We start from the raw sequence: 15962 nt of genomic DNA, 5'->3' as shown, positions 1-15962 counted from the left end.
AGCAACCCGACCATGATGCCGATGGGCCTTGCCGAAATCGAGCAGGCCGTCCATGGACGGCTGGTGGCAGCGGAGGGGATCGCGTCGAACGGGGCCATGGCGACCAGCGCATGCAGCGATTCCCGTCAGGTCCGTGAAGGCTCGGTGTTCGTGGCCATCGCCGGCGAGCGCGTGGATGGTCACGACTTCGTATCGAAGGTCGGTGCACAGGGGGCCGTTGCAGCGTTGGTCGATCATGAGGTGGCCGATGCGGGCGTGCCGCAGATTGTGGTTGACGATACGGTTCGCGCGCTGGGTGAGTTGGCTAAGCATAATCTGGAACGCCGTCGTGCGATAGGTTCGCCGTTTACCGTGATCGGCATCACCGGTTCCGTGGGCAAGACCACCACTAAGGATCTGATGGCATCGTTGCTGTCGGCCATGGGTGAGACGGTGGCTCCGGTCGGTTCGTTCAACAATGAGATCGGTTTGCCGTTGACTGCGTTGAAGGTCAATGCGGGCACGCGTTTTCTCGTGGCGGAGATGGGTGCCAACCACGTGGGCGAGATTGCCAATCTTACGAGTCTGGTGCCTCCGGACATTGCCGTGGTGCTGAAGGTCGGCGTGGCGCATCTGGGGGAATTCGGCTCGGCGGAGCGCATTGCGCAGGCGAAATCCGAAATCGTCAAGGGCTTGGTGCCGGGCGGCGTGACCGTTTTGAATGCCAATGACGAGCATGTCGCGGCCATGAGTGGCATCGCTCCGGGTGAGGTGCTGTGGTTCGGTCTGCCGCAGCGGCGGACTCCCGATCGCATGGTCGCCGCCGAGAACGTACGTTGTGATGAGCTTGATCACCCGTCTTTCGAACTCAGGGATGCCGAGGGCGAGTGTGCCAAGGTCAATCTGGGGATTTGCGGAATGCATAATGTGATGAATGCTCTTGCCGCCGCCACCGTGGCGCATAGGTTGGGTATGCCTCTGGACAGGATCGCTGCTGGATTGGCGGATGTCAAGCGCATCAGCCCGCACCGCATGGCCGTGTCCGCCATTGTCAAGCCGGAGGCGAGGTTTACGCTGATCGATGACTCCTTCAACGCCAATCCTGATTCCATGAAAGCCGGCTTGGATGGTCTGATTCGCTGGCATGCCAACGATGAGCGACAGCCGTTCCGCATTGCGGTGCTGGGTGCCATGCTTGAGCTCGGTCCCGATGAGCGTGCGTTGCACGAGCAGGTGGGATCATATGCCGTGCAAGGCGGCGTCGACGCGCTGATCGCCGTCGGCAGCCGTGGTGACGATGCGCTTGACGCCTTGGCCGAAGCCATGGCGCAGGGTGGAAAGCAGGTCGGTGATGTGCGTTGTGCGGTGGATTGGGCCCATGACATCGATCAGGCGGACGCACTGGTGTCCCGGCTGGCGACCGAGCATGCGGGTACAGTGGTGTTGCTCAAGGGATCTCACGCCTCGGGGCTGAGCGCTCTGGCGGAACGTTGGCAGCCATTCGCCGCGGAATAGAACGATATGCAGAAACTGGTATTAGCCATCGGCTACTTGACTGGAACGGAGAGCATCAGGTGATTTCGCTCATCATTGGAATCTTGGTGTCACTGGTCGTGACGATTGTGGGCACCCCGCTGCTGATACGCCTAGTGCATAAGCTCAATTACGGACAGTACATTCGTCAGGACGGACCGCAGTCGCATCTGGTCAAGCGCGGCACGCCGACATTGGGCGGTGTGGTCATCAACCTGGCCATCGTGTTGGGATGGGGCGCGTCGGCGTTGTACCGCTTCCTTCATCAGAACGAGATGCCGTCCTGGTCGGCGGTGTTGGTGCTGTTCGCCATGCTGTCGATGGGCATGCTCGGATTCATCGATGACTTCGCCAAGGTGAGTAAGCAGCAGAGCGAGGGCCTGACCGTGCGGGGCAAGTTCATCGGCCAGTTCATTCTTGCCACCGTCTACGCGGTGCTTGCGCTGATTCTGCCCACCAAGTCCGGCTTCCCGAGCGCGCAGGCGGGCGTCAGCTTCATCGAAAGCCCGTTTTTCAGCTTTGAGTTCGCCGGTCGTGTGGTGGCCATCGTGCTGTTCGTGATTTGGGTGAACTTCCTCATGACCGCATGGACGAACGCCGTCAATCTGACGGATGGTCTGGACGGTCTGGCCGCCGGCTCGTCGATGATCGCCTTCGTCGGTTATGCGGTCGTGGCCTTCTGGGAGTTCTACCATCTGAAGGGTTCCGGGCATGAAGGCTTCACCTATGCGGTTTCCGATCCGCTTGACCTGACCATCATCGCCTCCTGCGCGGCCGTGGCCTGTCTCGGCTTCCTGTGGTACAACTCGAATCCCGCGTCCATCTTCATGGGCGATACCGGATCCCTGGCCCTCGGCGGTTTGTTCGCGGCCTTGTCCGTCGCCACGCATACCGAGGTCCTTGCCGTCGTCATGGGCGGTCTGTTCGTGCTTGAGGCCATGTCCGACGTCATTCAGGTCGGATATTTCAAGATGACGCATAAGCGTGTATTCAAGATGGCGCCGATTCATCACCATTTCGAGTTGAAGGGGTGGCCGGAAGTCAAGGTCGTGGTCCGTTTCTGGATGATCGAGTTGCTGTTCGTACTCATCGCGCTGGTGCTGTTCTACGGCGACTGGGTCACGCGCTCCGGTCTATGGCTGAGCTGAGACGTCTTTAGGGAATAGCAGATGGCATACGTCGATACGGCATGTGCCATGTTGGAAAATGGATAAGGGTGGTTGACATGGATGTGAACGGTAAGACCGTGATCGTGGCGGGTCTGGGTATTTCGGGCCGAAGCATGATGCAGGTACTGAAGCCAAGGGCTGGCAAGGTCATCGGCGTGGATGAAAAGCAGCCTGATGCCGACCTGCACTCCTTCGACCAGATCGATTGGGACGACGTGGATCTGGTGATGACCTCTCCGGTGTTCAATCCACGTACGCCGTTCATCCTTGAGGCGCAGCGCCGTGGCATCCCCGTGATGAGCGAGGTGGAGCTGGCATGGCAACTGCGTGTGAACGCCGATTCCACCGGCGAACCTGCACGTTGGATCGGCATCACCGGAACCAATGGCAAGACCTCCACCACGGAAATGACTTCCGAGATGCTTACCGCCTGCGGACTCACCGCACCGGCCGTCGGTAACATCGGCAAGGCGGTCTCGCATGCCGCGGTCGATCCCGCCAATGACGTGCTATGCGTTGAATTGAGCTCCTTCCAACTGCATTTCACGGATTCGCTCGCATTGGATGGTGCGGCCATCACCAACATCGCCGATGACCATCTTGACTGGCATGGAGGCATTGACAACTACGCGGCCGATAAGGCGAAGGTGTTCCATCGTGCCAGTAAGGCACTGGTCTACAATGCCGACGACATTCGTGTCACCGAATTGGCCGAACGGGCCGAAACGGCGGAGGGTTGCCGCCGTATCGGATTTACGTTGCATGAGCCGGAGGCGGGTCAGATCGGCATCGTCGACGGTTGGATCGTCGATATGAGCGGCGTTGCCGGCGGCGAACCGGACCAGCCCGTGAAAGTGGCCAAAATCGCCGACTTCACGCATCTGACCGAGCCGGATGGCACGGTATATCCGCATCTGCTTGCGGACGCGCTGACCGCGCTGGCGCTGGCATTGGGATTGGGCGTCGACAAAGGCACGGCCATCGCCGCGTTGCAGCGGTTCACGCCGGGTGGCCATCGGATTCAGACCGTCGCCACGGCCCACGAGTCCGATGGCGGCATCATTCGTTTCGTCGATGATTCCAAAGCTACGAATGCGCATGCGGCCAAGGCATCGCTGAACAGTTTCGCCGACAAGTCCGTGGTGTGGATCGCCGGTGGTCTTGCCAAGGGAAGCCGTTTCGAACGGCTTGTAGCCGATCAGGCGCACACCATCAAGGCGGCCGTCATCATCGGCGAGGACCAGCAGCCGATGCTTGACGCCTTCAAGGCCAGCGTCCCGCAGATTCCATTGACCGTCATCGATCCGGCGGATAAGTCCACCGTCATGGCCAGGGCCGTGAACGCGGCCGGCGCATATGCCGAATCGGGCGATGTGGTGCTTATGGCTCCGGCTTGCGCATCCATGGACCAGTTCGTATCGTATGCCGATCGCGGTAACCAGTTCGCAGACGAGGCACGACGATGGGTGAGCGAGCATGGCGAAGCCTAAAGCGAGCCGTATCGTATCATCGTCGGCGACCGATGCCGTTGCCCGAACCGCACGATCCACATCCCGCAATGAGGATAAGACGGCGCGACGGCCTGAGGATTTTCACGCATTCGTCGGGGTGCGGAGCCTGTTCAACCCTCTATGGTGTTTCCATGGATTCCGGCTGTCGGTGATCATCCTCACGTTGTTCGGCGTGATCATGGTGTTCTCGAGTTCGTCGGTGAACATGATTGCCAACGGCTTGTCACCGTGGGCTCAGGCCCTGAAGCAGGGCGGATTCTGCGTGGTCGGGTTTGCCGTCGCCCTGCTGACGATGATGGTTCCCGCCTCGGTGTATCGCAAGATCAGCTTCATCATGCTGTGCGGGGCGATGATGCTGCAGGCGTTGACGCTCACCCCGCTCGGCGTGGAGGTCAACGGCAACAAGGGTTGGATCGGCATCAAGAACGTGTTCACCATACAGCCTGCGGAAATCGTCAAGCTGGCATTATGCGTCTGGATGCCCTGCGAGCTGATCCGCGCACGTAAACGGCTTCGCAAGGAGGGTTTCCTCAAGGCGTATGGGAAGCTGGGCCTAGGATATCTGTTGAGCTTGGGGCTGGTAATGTCCGGCAAGGATCTCGGCACCTGCATGATTTTGCTTGCCATCGGTGCGGTCGCATTGATTCTCGGGGATTTTCCCGGCAAATGGCTGGCCTTGATCGGCGCCTCGGGCGTGCTGCTCGTCGGCGGACTCGTGTTGAGCAGTCCGAACCGAATGGGGCGCATCCTGGCTACATACCAGACGTGTTCGGCCTCCGACCTGCAAGGCGTGTGCTATCAGGCGGTGCATGGCAAATATGCCATCGCATCGGGCGGTCTTCTCGGGGTGGGCATCGGCAATTCCGGAGAGAAATGGGGTTATCTGCCCGAGGCGCACAACGATTTTATCTTCGCCATCATCGGTGAGGAGACAGGGTTCATCGGGGCTTCGATGGTCATACTCCTGTTCGTGGTGCTCGGCTGGTGCATGCTTGTGGTGGCACTGCAGGCACGGAACCGGTACGTGACGATGGTGCTGGCATGCATCACCGTGTGGATCGTAGGGCAGGCCATCGTCAACATCGGTGTCGTAATCGGTCTGTTCCCCGTCATGGGCGTGCCCATGCCGTTTGTCTCGGCGGGTGGTTCGTCGCTGATCATGTGTCTGGGTGCCGCGGGCATTGCCGTCAGCATGATGAAGGAGCAGCCGCAGATCAAGGCGGAGACGGCCAAGGCCTGAACGGCAAAACGTAGATACTGTAATCATCTGCATGTCGATGGGTGAGCCGTGCTGTCAAGCGCCGTGCCGTGGGCTAAGCTCATACACTATGAGCACTCGGAAGCATATCGTTCTGGCTGGCGGCGGCACCGCCGGCCATGTCAATCCACTTCTCGCCGTGGCCCAGGTGATTCGTTCCCTGGAACCTGATGCGGATATCGCGGTCGTGGGCACTGCAGTCGGACTTGAGCATAATCTGGTGCCGCAGGCCGGTTTCCAGCTGGAAACGATCGAGAAAGTGCCGTTTCCGCGCAAGCCCAATATGGCCGCATTGAAATTCCCCGCCCAGTGGAGGCGTGAGACCGCAAAGGTGCGTGACATCCTCACCCGTCATGAAGCCCAGGTCGTGGTGGGCTTCGGCGGCTACACATCGGCTCCGGTATATGCCGCCGCACACAACATGGGTATTCCGATCGCCATGCACGAGCAGAATGCGCGTGCCGGTATGGCCAACAGACTGGGCGCACGGTGGGCCGATATGATCGGTTCCGCTTACGCGGATACCGGTCTGAAGCCCCGCAGGGGCGTATCCGTCGAGCGTGTGGGACTGCCGTTGCGTCCGGCCATCGCACGGCTCGCTTCGGATCTTGGACATGATCGTGTCGCAGTCAGGCGTGAGGCGGCCGCACAGCTTGGCATCGATCCGGAACGTCCGCTGGTCGTGGTGACCGGCGGCTCCTTGGGTGCGGTGAACGTAAATCGTGCGGTGGCCGGTTCGGCCAAGGAACTACTGCGGCATGCGCAGGTGATTCACCTGACCGGAAAAGGCAAAAGCGAAGAAGTGCGCTCCCTGGTATCGGTGAACGCGGGGGAGCATGTGCTTGGCAAGCTCGGAGCCGATCATGTTGGCGAGGGTGACTATCGTGTCGCCGAGTATCTGGAACGGATCGATCTGGCGTTTGCCTGCGCTGATCTGGTTATCTGCCGTTCCGGTGCGGGCACCGTTTCGGAATTGACGGCTTTGGGTCTGCCTGCCATCTATGTGCCGCTGCCGATTGGCAATGGTGAGCAACGCTTCAACGCGCAGCCGGTGGTGGATGCGCATGGGGGACTGATGGTCGCCGATGGTGAATTCAACGTGGATTGGGTCAGGCGTCATGTGCCGCAACTGCTCGCCGATTCCGAAACGCTTGCCGAATATGGTCGCAACGCTTGGAACTATGGCATTCGTGATGCGGCCGAGGTCATGGCCGAGCGGGTGCTGGCGCTCATCGGGCGGCAAACGGCGTGACCGGCCAACCGGACGAGGGCATGTTGGCCTGAGGTCCGACCATAATGGAATGAGCTTGAAAACATGCATAAGAGGAGCAGTCGTGTCTGACAACCAGCGTGATGCCGGTACCATTATTCTTGATCCAACCCATGCGTCCTTCGGCCCCGGAGAGGGCGTGGATGATCTTGGGAAAACCCACTTCATCGGCATCGGCGGAGCCGGTATGAGCGTGCTTGCCGAGATGCTGCATGAGCAGGGCGTGCACGTGGATGGCTCCGACCGCGAGCCGAGCGCCAAAACCGAGCGACTGCAAGGGCTTGGCATTGCCGTGGAATTCGGGCAGCGGGCCGAAAACGTCGAGGGTGCGCGCACGGTGGTGTTTTCCAGCGCCATCAAGCCCGATAATCCGGAGATCGTGGCGGCCTACGAGGCCGGCGAACGCATCGTGCACCGCAGCGACATCCTTGCGTTGCTCATGCAGTCGAAGCGCGCCGTGACCGTTGCGGGCGCCCACGGAAAGACGACCACCAGTTCCATGCTCGCCCACATCCTCGTCAACGCAGGCGAAGGTGAGTTGGCGGATCCGAGCTATGCCATCGGCGGTTCCATTCAGGGCAAGGATGGTGCGACCCTCGACGGTGGCCATGCCGGTAAAGGCAGCGTGCTCGTAGCGGAAGCCGACGAATCCGATGGCAGCTTCGCCAAATACCATCCTGAAATCGCCATCATCACCAATGCGGAGGCCGATCATCTCGACCATTACGGCACGGAGGCCAAGTATCGTGCGGCGTTCGTGGAACATGCGGGGCGTGCGGGCAAGGCCGTGATCATGTGCGGCGACGATGATGGTGCATTGGCTGTACTGCGTGCGCTCAAGACGGAGGTGGCACGGCATGTCGTGGTGTATTCCACTCAGCCATCCGAGGATCTCGGCGATCTGAACGGCGCCGCTCACGTACGTATTGAATCGGAGAGCGAAAGCACGCAAAGCGGTACCGAGCATTTCATCCTGCACCTGCCGGCCGGACTGGTCGATGTCGAGGAACGCCGCGTTCCGGTCACCCTCACCGTTCCCGGCATTCATAATGCAAGGAACGCCACGGCGGCCCTGCTTGCTGCGGTGATGCTTGGCGTCGACGTGGAACGTGCCGCAGCTGCGGCGACGTCATTCCTGGGCGCCGCACGGCGTTTCCAGATTCGAGGCAGCGTCAACCAAGTGACCGTCATCGACGATTACGCACATCATCCTACCGAGATCGCGGCGTTGTTGGATGCCGCCCGCCGTCGCTATCCGGAAGCCGGAATCCATGTGATCTTCCAGCCGCATCTGTTCTCTCGTACCATGTTTTTCGCCCGTGAATTCGCCGAGGCGTTGGCCAAGGCCGATGATGTGATCGTCACCGGCATCTTCCCGGCTCGTGAAAAACAGGAGGATTTCCCGACCGTCAGCCCCGACACGATCGTCAACGAGGCCGTGAAGCTTGAACATGAGCCCGCCGATGATTGGATCCGCGGCGTCGACGACATGCGCACCGCAGCCCAGATGATGGTGATGCGTGCCCATCATGGCGATGTCATCTTCACCGTCGGCGCAGGAGACATCACGCAGATGGATCCGGTGATTCTGCATGCTTTGGAAGCTCACCGTTGGGATTGCGCACGCTGATGGCGCGCCGGGTCATCAGTTCGGGCAAGGAATCGGACTCCAGCCAACAACATCAGGGGCGCTCCGTGCAGGGGCGCTCCGTCTCGAGCGATGGTTCACGTTGCGAATCCGGAGGATTCGTGGACGCCCGTACGCTGCGCAGCGAGGATCTGATCGCCAAGACGCTTGAGGAGACCTCCGGCGCGCTGGGTGTGATCACGCGACCGAAAGTCGTCGATTTCAGTGCGCGGTTGAAGGAACGGCGCAAGGCCAACACCCGAATGATCGTCATGCGTGTGGCCGCTTTCGTCGGTGCGGTTGCGGCTATCGTCGCACTGGTCTGGTTGCTGTTCTTCTCATCCGTATTCAGATTGGAATCCTCCGGCATCAGTGTCGTTGGCGCCAACGAATGGGTGAGTCAGGAGCAGGTGCTGTCGATCGCCCGTCAGCAGGCCGGCAAATCTCTGCTACTCGTGTCCGGCGGCGATGTCGAAACAACGATCAAGGACATTCCCGGCGTCACTTCGGCAAAGGCGATCAAGCATCTGCCGAATTCCCTGGAAGTGACCATCAAGGCACAGAAGCCCGCAGCCATGCTGAAAACCTCCGAAGGCACCATGACGGCCGTCGATAGCCGAGGACGTGTGCTCAATTCCGTCAGCGGGGCGTCCGTCGAGGGGATTCCGGTCATCGAAGTGACCGACGTCAATGAAAGCCTGCAAAATCGTTCCATCAAGGAAGCGTTGCAAATCCTAAGCTCTCTACCGGATTCGATGCGCAACTCCATCACCAAGGTCACCGCGGAAACGCAGGATTCCATCACGACCGAACTCAATGATGGAGACAAGGTGATTGTGTGGGGTGACTCTTCGCAGCTCAAGCTCAAAAAGGCGGTCGTCGACAAGATCATCAATGATCCCAACGTAATCGGAGACAAGCATAACGTTGATGTGTCCGCGCCCTTGCGACCCATCATCAAATAGTTTCCGGTTCGGTCCTCAAACAAGAGATCCCCTCGATTCCGTATGGAGTCGAGGGGATCTCTCGGTTAGGAGGATGGAAGGAGAAGCATCGGGATGTCAGGCGTTCGGATTGGCCTTGAGCGCCGGCGCTACGGAAACGGCGGGATCGAGACGCGGAATCAGCGTGCACTGCGTGGCATGATACAGGTCGGACTTGCCCGGCCACACGGTGCCGATGACCTGATTGTCCTTGTTCAGCTGATGGAACCAGGAGCCGTTCTCATGGTCGATCAGATACTCGTCGATGTACTGCCAGAAGGTTGCGTACCAATCCTTGTACACCTGCTTGCCGGTGACGGTGGCCAAGGTGGCGGAGGTGTTCACGGATTCGGCGAGCGTCCAATGCATGCGGTCGGTGACGACTGGCTTGCCGTTCCAGTCGGTGGTGTAGGCCAGACCGATGGTGCCCTCGGCGTTCCACGCGTCGGCCAGAGCCTGGGCGAACAGGTTTTCGGCGGCTTCGATGAGCTGTTGCTTGCCTTCTTCGGAACGGGCCTTGGAACTCAGCGCGTACTGGGTGATCAGACGGGCCCATTCGATGCCGTGGCCCGGAGTGGCGCCATACGGCTTGAACTGGTCGTCCGGCTTGTCGTGGTTGCATTCGAGATCCGGCTGCCAGTCGGCGGTGAAGTGTTCCGGGATGCGCCAGTCGTTCTCGCGGGCCCAACCGACCACATGGTCGATGATGCGACCTGCGCGTTCACGGTACTCCTCGTTGCCGGTCACGTCGGCGACGGCGAGGAAGGCCTCGGTGGTATGCATGTTGGCGTTGATGCCGCGATACGGGTCGAGCTCGGTGAATTCGGTGTTCCACGTGTCGACGGCAAGGCCGATTTCATCATCCCAGAAATGCCTGTCGTAGGTTTCGAGGGCTTCGTCGAGCAATTCGTCGGCACCTGGGCGGCCGATGAGCTTGGCTGAAGTGGCGGCGAGGATCACGAAGGCGTGGGCGTAGCAGACCTTGCCGGCTTCGTGAGTGGAGCCGTCGGCGGAGATGGACGGATACCAGCCGCCGTGTTCGTCATCGTGCAGCGGGCCACGCAGGCCGGCGATCGCCTTGTCGACGAGTTCGGCCGCGCCAGGTTCGTCATGAAGGAAGCCGAGGGAATAGACGTGAGCCATACGGCAGGTGATCCACGTGTGGATGCTCTGGGCCAGATCCGGCTTGCCGGTGTCATCCAGCCAGTAGGAGCCGCCCTGTGGTGCGGGGAAATGATGGCCGAAATGCAGGAGCTCATTGGTTTCCGCCTCGAGCAGGTCATGGTTTTCCTTCGAGCCGAACACATAGGCTTCGGGGGAGTATGCGCAGGTCATCGATCAAGTCCTTCCTTGGTATCGTCTGCAATGACGTGATAACTGAGTTGATGTATTAACTATGTTAATCACTTAAGCGGTTAATGCAAATCGGATCAATGGTGTGTCGCGATACGTTCGGAGTAGCCTGTAGCGAAGGGGTGATATACCCCTCAACCACTGGCGATTGACACCCCTGCGGAACTGCCGTATTCGTAAGGAATGGCGGTATTGAGAACAGGTGCGGGAGAGAAAGGATTTTTCCGGATGAGGAAACTTTTTGGAGGCCTCAAGATGGGTTGGCTTGCCGTGATATTGTTCGCGGTCGTTGCGGGCGCCTACACCGGCATCGTCGGATCCATCCCGGCCGCGGAGGGAACATCGTTCAAGGACATCGCGATTTCCTACGAATGGTGGGTCATCTTCGCGGTCGTCATCGCGTCCAACTGCACGAAAAGCTGGGAGTCGGCGCTCAAAATCTTCGTTTTCTTTCTTATCAGCCAGCCACTCTGCTTCATCGTCGAGGTGGTGTTCGGCCTTTCCGTTGACCAAGCGTTGTACTACTACTGCTCCATCTGGGGTCCGGCCACGCTCCTTACGTTGCCCGGCGGATTCATCGCCTACTACATCAACAGGCAAAACGTGTTCGGCAGTGTGATCCTGGGTTTGGGCAACTCCATTCAGGCGTTTCTTGGAATCACCTACATAATCCAGATGCTTGGAAACCCTCCGTATCATCTACTCAGCGCCATCGTCTGCTTCGCCTCCATCCTCATCATGACCTTCCAGATCCAGAAGGACAATGGAAACCGAGTGATATCGCTCCTGGTACCTGTTGTGGTTGCGGTAGCCGCCCTCGTGCTCATACGGATGACCGGACGCGTCATCGTCTAGGATTACGGGATGGGGCACGTCGGCGTGGGCTGATGGTTGAATGTTGTGCCCACGCTTTGCCCACGTTTTACTATGAAGTGCCGTAAATCGTAGTGATTTACGATGAATCATACAAGCTGACAAATACGTGGAAACCGTTGGAAATACAAAGAAAGCCGTCATTTCCGGCGGCTTTCGAATGGTGGAGCTGCGGGGAATCGAACCCCGGTCCGATAACCGAACCCTCAGTCTTCTACGTGCGTAGTCTGCTGGCCATGCGGCGGTTTTTCTGCCCCCATCGATATCGCAGACAACTGATGGCGAGCATATTCGCAGTTAAAGTCCCTCACCGGCCCTGTGACTCAGCCGATGAAGCAAGTCTTCTCAACGACGCTCAGCATCCTCCCAAAGACGAGAAGGAGTGAACGGAGCGGCTGCTCACTGGTTAATCCTGGCGCGAAGCTCAGGCAGCGAGAGCGAACTCAGTGCGGTTAGATTTAGCACTTATTCTTGTGTAGGGGTCATCCACGAGCGGACCCTACGTTCTCGGCACGCTTCCCTGCGACGAACAGGTCACCGTCGAAACCGATCAGCCCCAATCTTGAGTTATCAAGCATTCCGACTTTGCAGCCGGACATTTCAAGATATCATAAGTCTGCTGGGAATTGCAAGTTTTCTTCGAGCGATTCCCGACAATCGCCCCGAACGTCGATATCCGACGTCTTGGCTCATGTGTTGATGCGGATGCCGAAGAAGTCCATGACCAGCTCACAGAACATCATGTTCGCCCAACTGAACCATGGTCTGGTGTACTGCGTCGGATCACTCACGTCGAAGCTTTCGTGCATGAGATGCGTGCCGGCGTCCGCCGCGACAAGCTGATCGAGGAGACGTTCCTTCTCAGCCCTGTCGTTGCTGGTCAGGCCTTGCATGGCCATGGCGATTGGCCAGACATACCCGGTTGGCGTATGCGGGGAACCGATGGCGCGGGCGAAGGGTCCTTCGAAATAGTAGGGATTCTCGGAGCTGAGCAAGGTGCGGCGGGTTGCCAGATACAACGGGTCGTCGGCATCGCAGAATCCCAGGTATGGGGCCGAGATGAGATTGGGTACGTTGCTGTCGTCCATGAGCAGGGCGTTGCCCAGGCCATCCGTCTCGTAGGCGTAGATCCGTTCTCCCGCCGCGTTGCGTATGGTGGCATGTTGCGCGATGCCGTCGGAGATGTCGTGCTGCAGTTTGCCTGCGCGGCGTACGATTTCGGCATCATCGAGCACGTCGGTGAAGATCTGCCGAAGATGGCCCATGGCCACGACCGCGAACATGTTGGACGGCACGAGGTACGGATAGATGCAGGCGTCGTCGCTGGGACGGAATCCGGACCAGGTCATACCGGTGACGGCAAACGGTCCGCCGAGGCCTTCGTTCGGCACGGAATCACGCGGGTCATCGTTCGGGCGGAAGAACCGGTACCGAGACTCGGCGTGATTCTGTTCGGTCTCGAAGGTGTCAAGGATGCGACGCACGCCGGAGACGAACGATTCGTCGAAATGCGAGGTCAGTCCGGTATTGCGATACAGCAGCCATGCGAGTTGGATGGGGTAGCATAGCGAATCCACTTCGTATTTGCGTTCCCATAGCCAAGGTCCGAACGAATCGGTCCGATCGTCAGGATCCCAAGTGGCTCCGCTTGGCGTCTCGTTGAATGCGTTGGCGTACGGGTCGATGTTGATGAACCGGAACTGCTGGCGGACGAGCCCCGCGACGAGATCGGCCATGTCCGGATCGTCTTGGGCGATGACGAGATAGGGGCGGAACTGTGCGGAGGAATCACGCAGCCACATGGCCGGGATGTCGCCAGTCAGAAGGAACGTGGTGCCATTGTCATGCCGACGCACGGTGGTGGTCAGCGTGTTGGCGAAGCAGGTGTTGAAATTCTCGGCCCAGTCCGCATGTTCCGTACCGCACAGTTCGGTGATGCGTTGCATGAAGATGGAGACGGATTGGGGTATGGCATTGGTGGTCGGTGGCATGGCAACTTCTTCGTTGAATACGTAAATCGATTGACGTGCATTCATCATAGCAGGTGTCGCAATACAACAAGGTCCACGACATCGTTCGATGACCGTGGACCTGTGGATGATGATGAGACCGGGAAAGGATTACTTGGCCGCCGCGGCGAGATAGTCCGGAACGCCTTCTGCCGGATAGGTCGGCCAGCCGCCTTCCTTGGTGCACACATAGGCGGAGGTGTTCACGGCCGCACGGTGCGCTTCCTTGAGGGGGGCTCCGGTGAGGATCTTGCCGGTGAAGGAACCGGAGAAGGAATCGCCTGCGCCGACGGTGTCGGCGACCTCGACATGCGGGGTGTGCAGGGTGGAGACTTCGCCGTCCTTGGCGATGATGGTGCTGAAGGTGGCACCACCGGTCAGAATGATGTACTCCAGACCGAAGTTCTTGATGAACCAGTTGCACGCTTCCTCGTCGGTGGTTCCGGGAAGCTCGAACATGTCGCGCATGAGCAGCAGCTCGTCATCGTTGATCTTGAACACGGTGGCGTAGCCAAGCAGCTCTTCGATGAGTTCCTTGGAGTAGAAGTCGGAGCGCAGATTGATGTCGAAGAACTTCAGCGCGCCTTCCTTGGTGTGCTTGAGCAGTTCGATGATGGTGTCGTGGGACTCGGGGGAGCGTAGACCCAGGGTGCCGAAGCAGACGGCGTCGGCCTTGGAAACGGCGTCGATGAGTTCGTCGGTGAGCTTGATGTGATCCCAGGCGACGTTCTTGACGATGGTGTATTCCGGAATGCCGTTGGTCAGCGCCACGTCCACGGTGCCGGTCGGGTATTCGTTGGTCTGCACCAAGGTGTTGATGCCGGCCTTGTGGGCGTCGGCGATCAGCTCTGCACCGAGCTCGTCGTTGCCGACTGCGCTGATGGCATAGCCTTCCGCGCCATTCTGCGAGGCATGATAGGCGAAGTTGACGGGGGCGCCGCCGGCACGCTTGCCGGTGGGGAGCATATCCCAAAGAATTTCGCCGAGGGAGATGACGGTTGGCTTGGACATGGTTTTCCTTTCTTTAGATGGCGGCGTGCTATGCGACGTCGAAGAACATCGAAGGATGTTCCAGAAAATTGGTGATGGCCACGGCGGCGGCTCCGGTGACGGTGGCGTCGGTGGGCAGGGCGGACAGGGAGATGGTGGTCTCCGAACTCACTTCCGGAATGGTGTGTTCGGAAACGATGGCCTTGACCTCGTCAAGTAGCGGCTGACCTGCCTGGGAGACGATGTCACCCAGAACGATGTGGCTTGGATTGAAGGCATTGATGATGGTCACGCACCCGAAGCCGATGTACCTGGCCGCTTTGTTGACCAGCTGCCGGGCCGCTTCGTCGCCCGCGTCGGCTTTGGCGAACAGCGCCGCGCATGCCTGCGCGTGGGTCATGGATTCGCAGCCGGGCACGATGTCGCCTTCGGTCTTGAGCTCCTCGTGGATGGCGACCGCCGAGCAGTAGCGCTCCAGACATCCGACGTTGCCGCAGTCGCAGGGCCTGCCGTTGACGTCGACGGAGACGTGCCCGATTTCGGTTGCGGTGCCGTGCGCACCGTAGAAGATTCTACCGTCGTCGATCAGCCCCAGTCCGATGCCTTCACCCAGCAGATAATAGGCGAGAGAGCCTTCGGACAGCTCGGGGTTGAACAGGAATTGCGCCAATGCACCGGCTCGTGCATCCTGCTCCACGAATACCGGCACGTCGAAGGCCGCGCTGAATTCGTGGATGAAGTTGACCTGCCTCCAGCCTTGCATGGAGGAGACGAGAGCGGTATGGCCGGCGTCCCGCAGATACGGGCCCGGGACGGCCATACCCACGGCGACGATGTGCGGATCGTCGGCGATGAGTTGCCGGACGGTGCGACGGATTTGCTCCACGGTGTCGGGGATGTGCTCTTCGCTGACGGTGGGTAGGTCGGTCAGCGAGATCTTGTTGCATTTGAGGTCGAACACCGCGATCTGCACCAGACTGCGGGCGAATTTGACGCCGACCACATGGTATTTCGCGCAATTGAGGTTCAGGCCGATGGAACGACGGTTCTTGTCACCCTCCATGTCGCCGGTCTCTTCGATGACGTCCTGGGACAGCAGTTTTGCCGTGATTTTGGTGATTGCCGCAGGGGTGAGTTCAATGGCCTTGGCGATCTGGGCGCGGGAGCAGATGCCATTGTGATACAGATATTGCAGGATGCGTGACCGATTGTTTTCGGAGATCGATGATTGTTGCATGCTGTAGCTGCTCATAACACCTCCTTGCGCCGATGCACGGATTCTCTCGTTTAACTAGTTGATATATTAACGCTGTTAACGTCAATGTACAAGCCGCGCATCATCCGCGTGTCGCCAAGTGTATCCGGTCGAAACGCATGCTCGCTCACATGCGTCTCATTAATCGACCG

Annotated in this window: 12 protein-coding genes and 1 other RNA gene; 8 read left to right on the top strand and 5 right to left on the bottom strand. The window is 59.4% G+C overall.

Annotated elements, in window-relative coordinates; genetic code table 11:
• Positions 1-12 precede the first annotated feature (12 nt).
• From HMPREF1494_RS08880 to HMPREF1494_RS08850, 7 genes are all read left to right on the top strand, one after another.
• The gene (locus HMPREF1494_RS08880; RefSeq protein ID WP_003841360.1) at positions 13-1494 is read left to right on the top strand and encodes a UDP-N-acetylmuramoyl-tripeptide--D-alanyl-D-alanine ligase; all 1482 of its coding nucleotides are present in this window, start codon (positions 13-15) and stop codon (positions 1492-1494) included.
• Positions 1495-1553: 59 nt separating this feature from the next.
• A complete protein-coding gene (gene mraY, locus HMPREF1494_RS08875; RefSeq protein WP_003839436.1) occupies positions 1554-2660 on the top strand; it encodes a phospho-N-acetylmuramoyl-pentapeptide-transferase in 1107 nt (368 codons plus the stop codon).
• Positions 2661-2737: 77 nt separating this feature from the next.
• The gene (murD, locus tag HMPREF1494_RS08870) at positions 2738-4171 is read left to right on the top strand and encodes a UDP-N-acetylmuramoyl-L-alanine--D-glutamate ligase (protein WP_034522200.1); all 1434 of its coding nucleotides are present in this window, start codon (positions 2738-2740) and stop codon (positions 4169-4171) included.
• The gene (locus HMPREF1494_RS08865) at positions 4158-5432 is read left to right on the top strand and encodes a peptidoglycan glycosyltransferase FtsW (RefSeq protein ID WP_034522197.1); all 1275 of its coding nucleotides are present in this window, start codon (positions 4158-4160) and stop codon (positions 5430-5432) included. The genes murD and HMPREF1494_RS08865 overlap by 14 nt, the downstream gene beginning before the upstream one ends.
• An 88-nt stretch (positions 5433-5520) precedes the next feature.
• Positions 5521-6702: a UDP-N-acetylglucosamine--N-acetylmuramyl-(pentapeptide) pyrophosphoryl-undecaprenol N-acetylglucosamine transferase gene (locus HMPREF1494_RS08860; protein WP_034522194.1), complete on the top strand. Its 1182-nt coding sequence runs from the start codon at positions 5521-5523 to the stop codon at positions 6700-6702.
• Positions 6703-6784: 82 nt separating this feature from the next.
• Positions 6785-8350: a UDP-N-acetylmuramate--L-alanine ligase gene (murC, locus tag HMPREF1494_RS08855; RefSeq protein WP_034522192.1), complete on the top strand. Its 1566-nt coding sequence runs from the start codon at positions 6785-6787 to the stop codon at positions 8348-8350.
• Positions 8350-9312 (top strand): cell division protein FtsQ/DivIB, encoded by a 963-nt coding sequence (locus HMPREF1494_RS08850; RefSeq protein ID WP_034522189.1) that lies wholly within the window; start codon positions 8350-8352, stop codon positions 9310-9312. The genes murC and HMPREF1494_RS08850 overlap by 1 nt, the downstream gene beginning before the upstream one ends.
• 96 nt (positions 9313-9408) lie before the next feature.
• Here the strand turns inward: HMPREF1494_RS08850 and HMPREF1494_RS08845 are convergent, their stop codons facing one another.
• Positions 9409-10665 (bottom strand): AGE family epimerase/isomerase, encoded by a 1257-nt coding sequence (locus HMPREF1494_RS08845; RefSeq protein ID WP_034522186.1) that lies wholly within the window; start codon positions 10663-10665, stop codon positions 9409-9411.
• Positions 10666-10911: 246 nt separating this feature from the next.
• On the opposite strand from HMPREF1494_RS08845, the gene HMPREF1494_RS08840 reads away from it, so the two are divergent.
• Positions 10912-11538, top strand: a complete 627-nt coding sequence (locus tag HMPREF1494_RS08840; protein WP_228369687.1) for a hypothetical protein — start codon at positions 10912-10914, stop codon at positions 11536-11538.
• 179 nt (positions 11539-11717) lie between these two features.
• On the opposite strand, the gene ssrA is transcribed toward HMPREF1494_RS08840, so the two are convergent.
• The 4 genes from ssrA to HMPREF1494_RS08825 all read right to left on the bottom strand — a co-directional run bounded on the left by ssrA (position 11718) and on the right by HMPREF1494_RS08825 (position 15807).
• Positions 11718-12114, bottom strand: a transfer-messenger RNA (tmRNA) gene (gene ssrA, locus HMPREF1494_RS11330).
• 131 nt (positions 12115-12245) lie between these two features.
• Complete coding sequence (locus tag HMPREF1494_RS08835) at positions 12246-13547, bottom strand: glycoside hydrolase family 125 protein (protein WP_034522462.1); 1302 nt, start codon at positions 13545-13547, stop codon at positions 12246-12248.
• Between the two features lie 129 nt (positions 13548-13676).
• The gene (locus HMPREF1494_RS08830; RefSeq protein ID WP_003839450.1) at positions 13677-14576 is read right to left on the bottom strand and encodes a carbohydrate kinase family protein; all 900 of its coding nucleotides are present in this window, start codon (positions 14574-14576) and stop codon (positions 13677-13679) included.
• A 28-nt stretch (positions 14577-14604) separates the two neighbouring features.
• Positions 14605-15807, bottom strand: coding sequence for an ROK family transcriptional regulator (locus tag HMPREF1494_RS08825; protein ID WP_034522185.1), 1203 nt, complete (start codon positions 15805-15807; stop codon positions 14605-14607).
• Positions 15808-15962: the final 155 nt, after the last annotated feature.

Origin of the sequence: Bifidobacterium sp. MSTE12 (assembly GCF_000513015.1) — a bacterium.
GTDB classification, from domain to species: domain Bacteria; phylum Actinomycetota; class Actinomycetes; order Actinomycetales; family Bifidobacteriaceae; genus Bifidobacterium; species Bifidobacterium dentium.
Note: the sequence above shows the minus strand (reverse complement) of the source record. Positions and strands in the feature narration are given on the sequence as shown.

Coding starts and splice junctions, on each gene's coding strand:
- HMPREF1494_RS08830 (WP_003839450.1), bottom strand. CDS start 14,576: ATGTCCAAGCCAACCGTCATCTCCCTCGGCGAAATTCTTTGGGATATG.
- HMPREF1494_RS08880 (WP_003841360.1), top strand. CDS start 13: ATGATGCCGATGGGCCTTGCCGAAATCGAGCAGGCCGTCCATGGACGG.
- HMPREF1494_RS08840 (WP_228369687.1), top strand. CDS start 10,912: ATGAGGAAACTTTTTGGAGGCCTCAAGATGGGTTGGCTTGCCGTGATA.
- HMPREF1494_RS08860 (WP_034522194.1), top strand. CDS start 5,521: ATGAGCACTCGGAAGCATATCGTTCTGGCTGGCGGCGGCACCGCCGGC.
- HMPREF1494_RS08850 (WP_034522189.1), top strand. CDS start 8,350: ATGGCGCGCCGGGTCATCAGTTCGGGCAAGGAATCGGACTCCAGCCAA.
- HMPREF1494_RS08865 (WP_034522197.1), top strand. CDS start 4,158: ATGGCGAAGCCTAAAGCGAGCCGTATCGTATCATCGTCGGCGACCGAT.
- HMPREF1494_RS08825 (WP_034522185.1), bottom strand. CDS start 15,807: ATGAGCAGCTACAGCATGCAACAATCATCGATCTCCGAAAACAATCGG.
- HMPREF1494_RS08835 (WP_034522462.1), bottom strand. CDS start 13,547: ATGCCACCGACCACCAATGCCATACCCCAATCCGTCTCCATCTTCATG.
- HMPREF1494_RS08845 (WP_034522186.1), bottom strand. CDS start 10,665: ATGACCTGCGCATACTCCCCCGAAGCCTATGTGTTCGGCTCGAAGGAA.
- murD (WP_034522200.1), top strand. CDS start 2,738: ATGGATGTGAACGGTAAGACCGTGATCGTGGCGGGTCTGGGTATTTCG.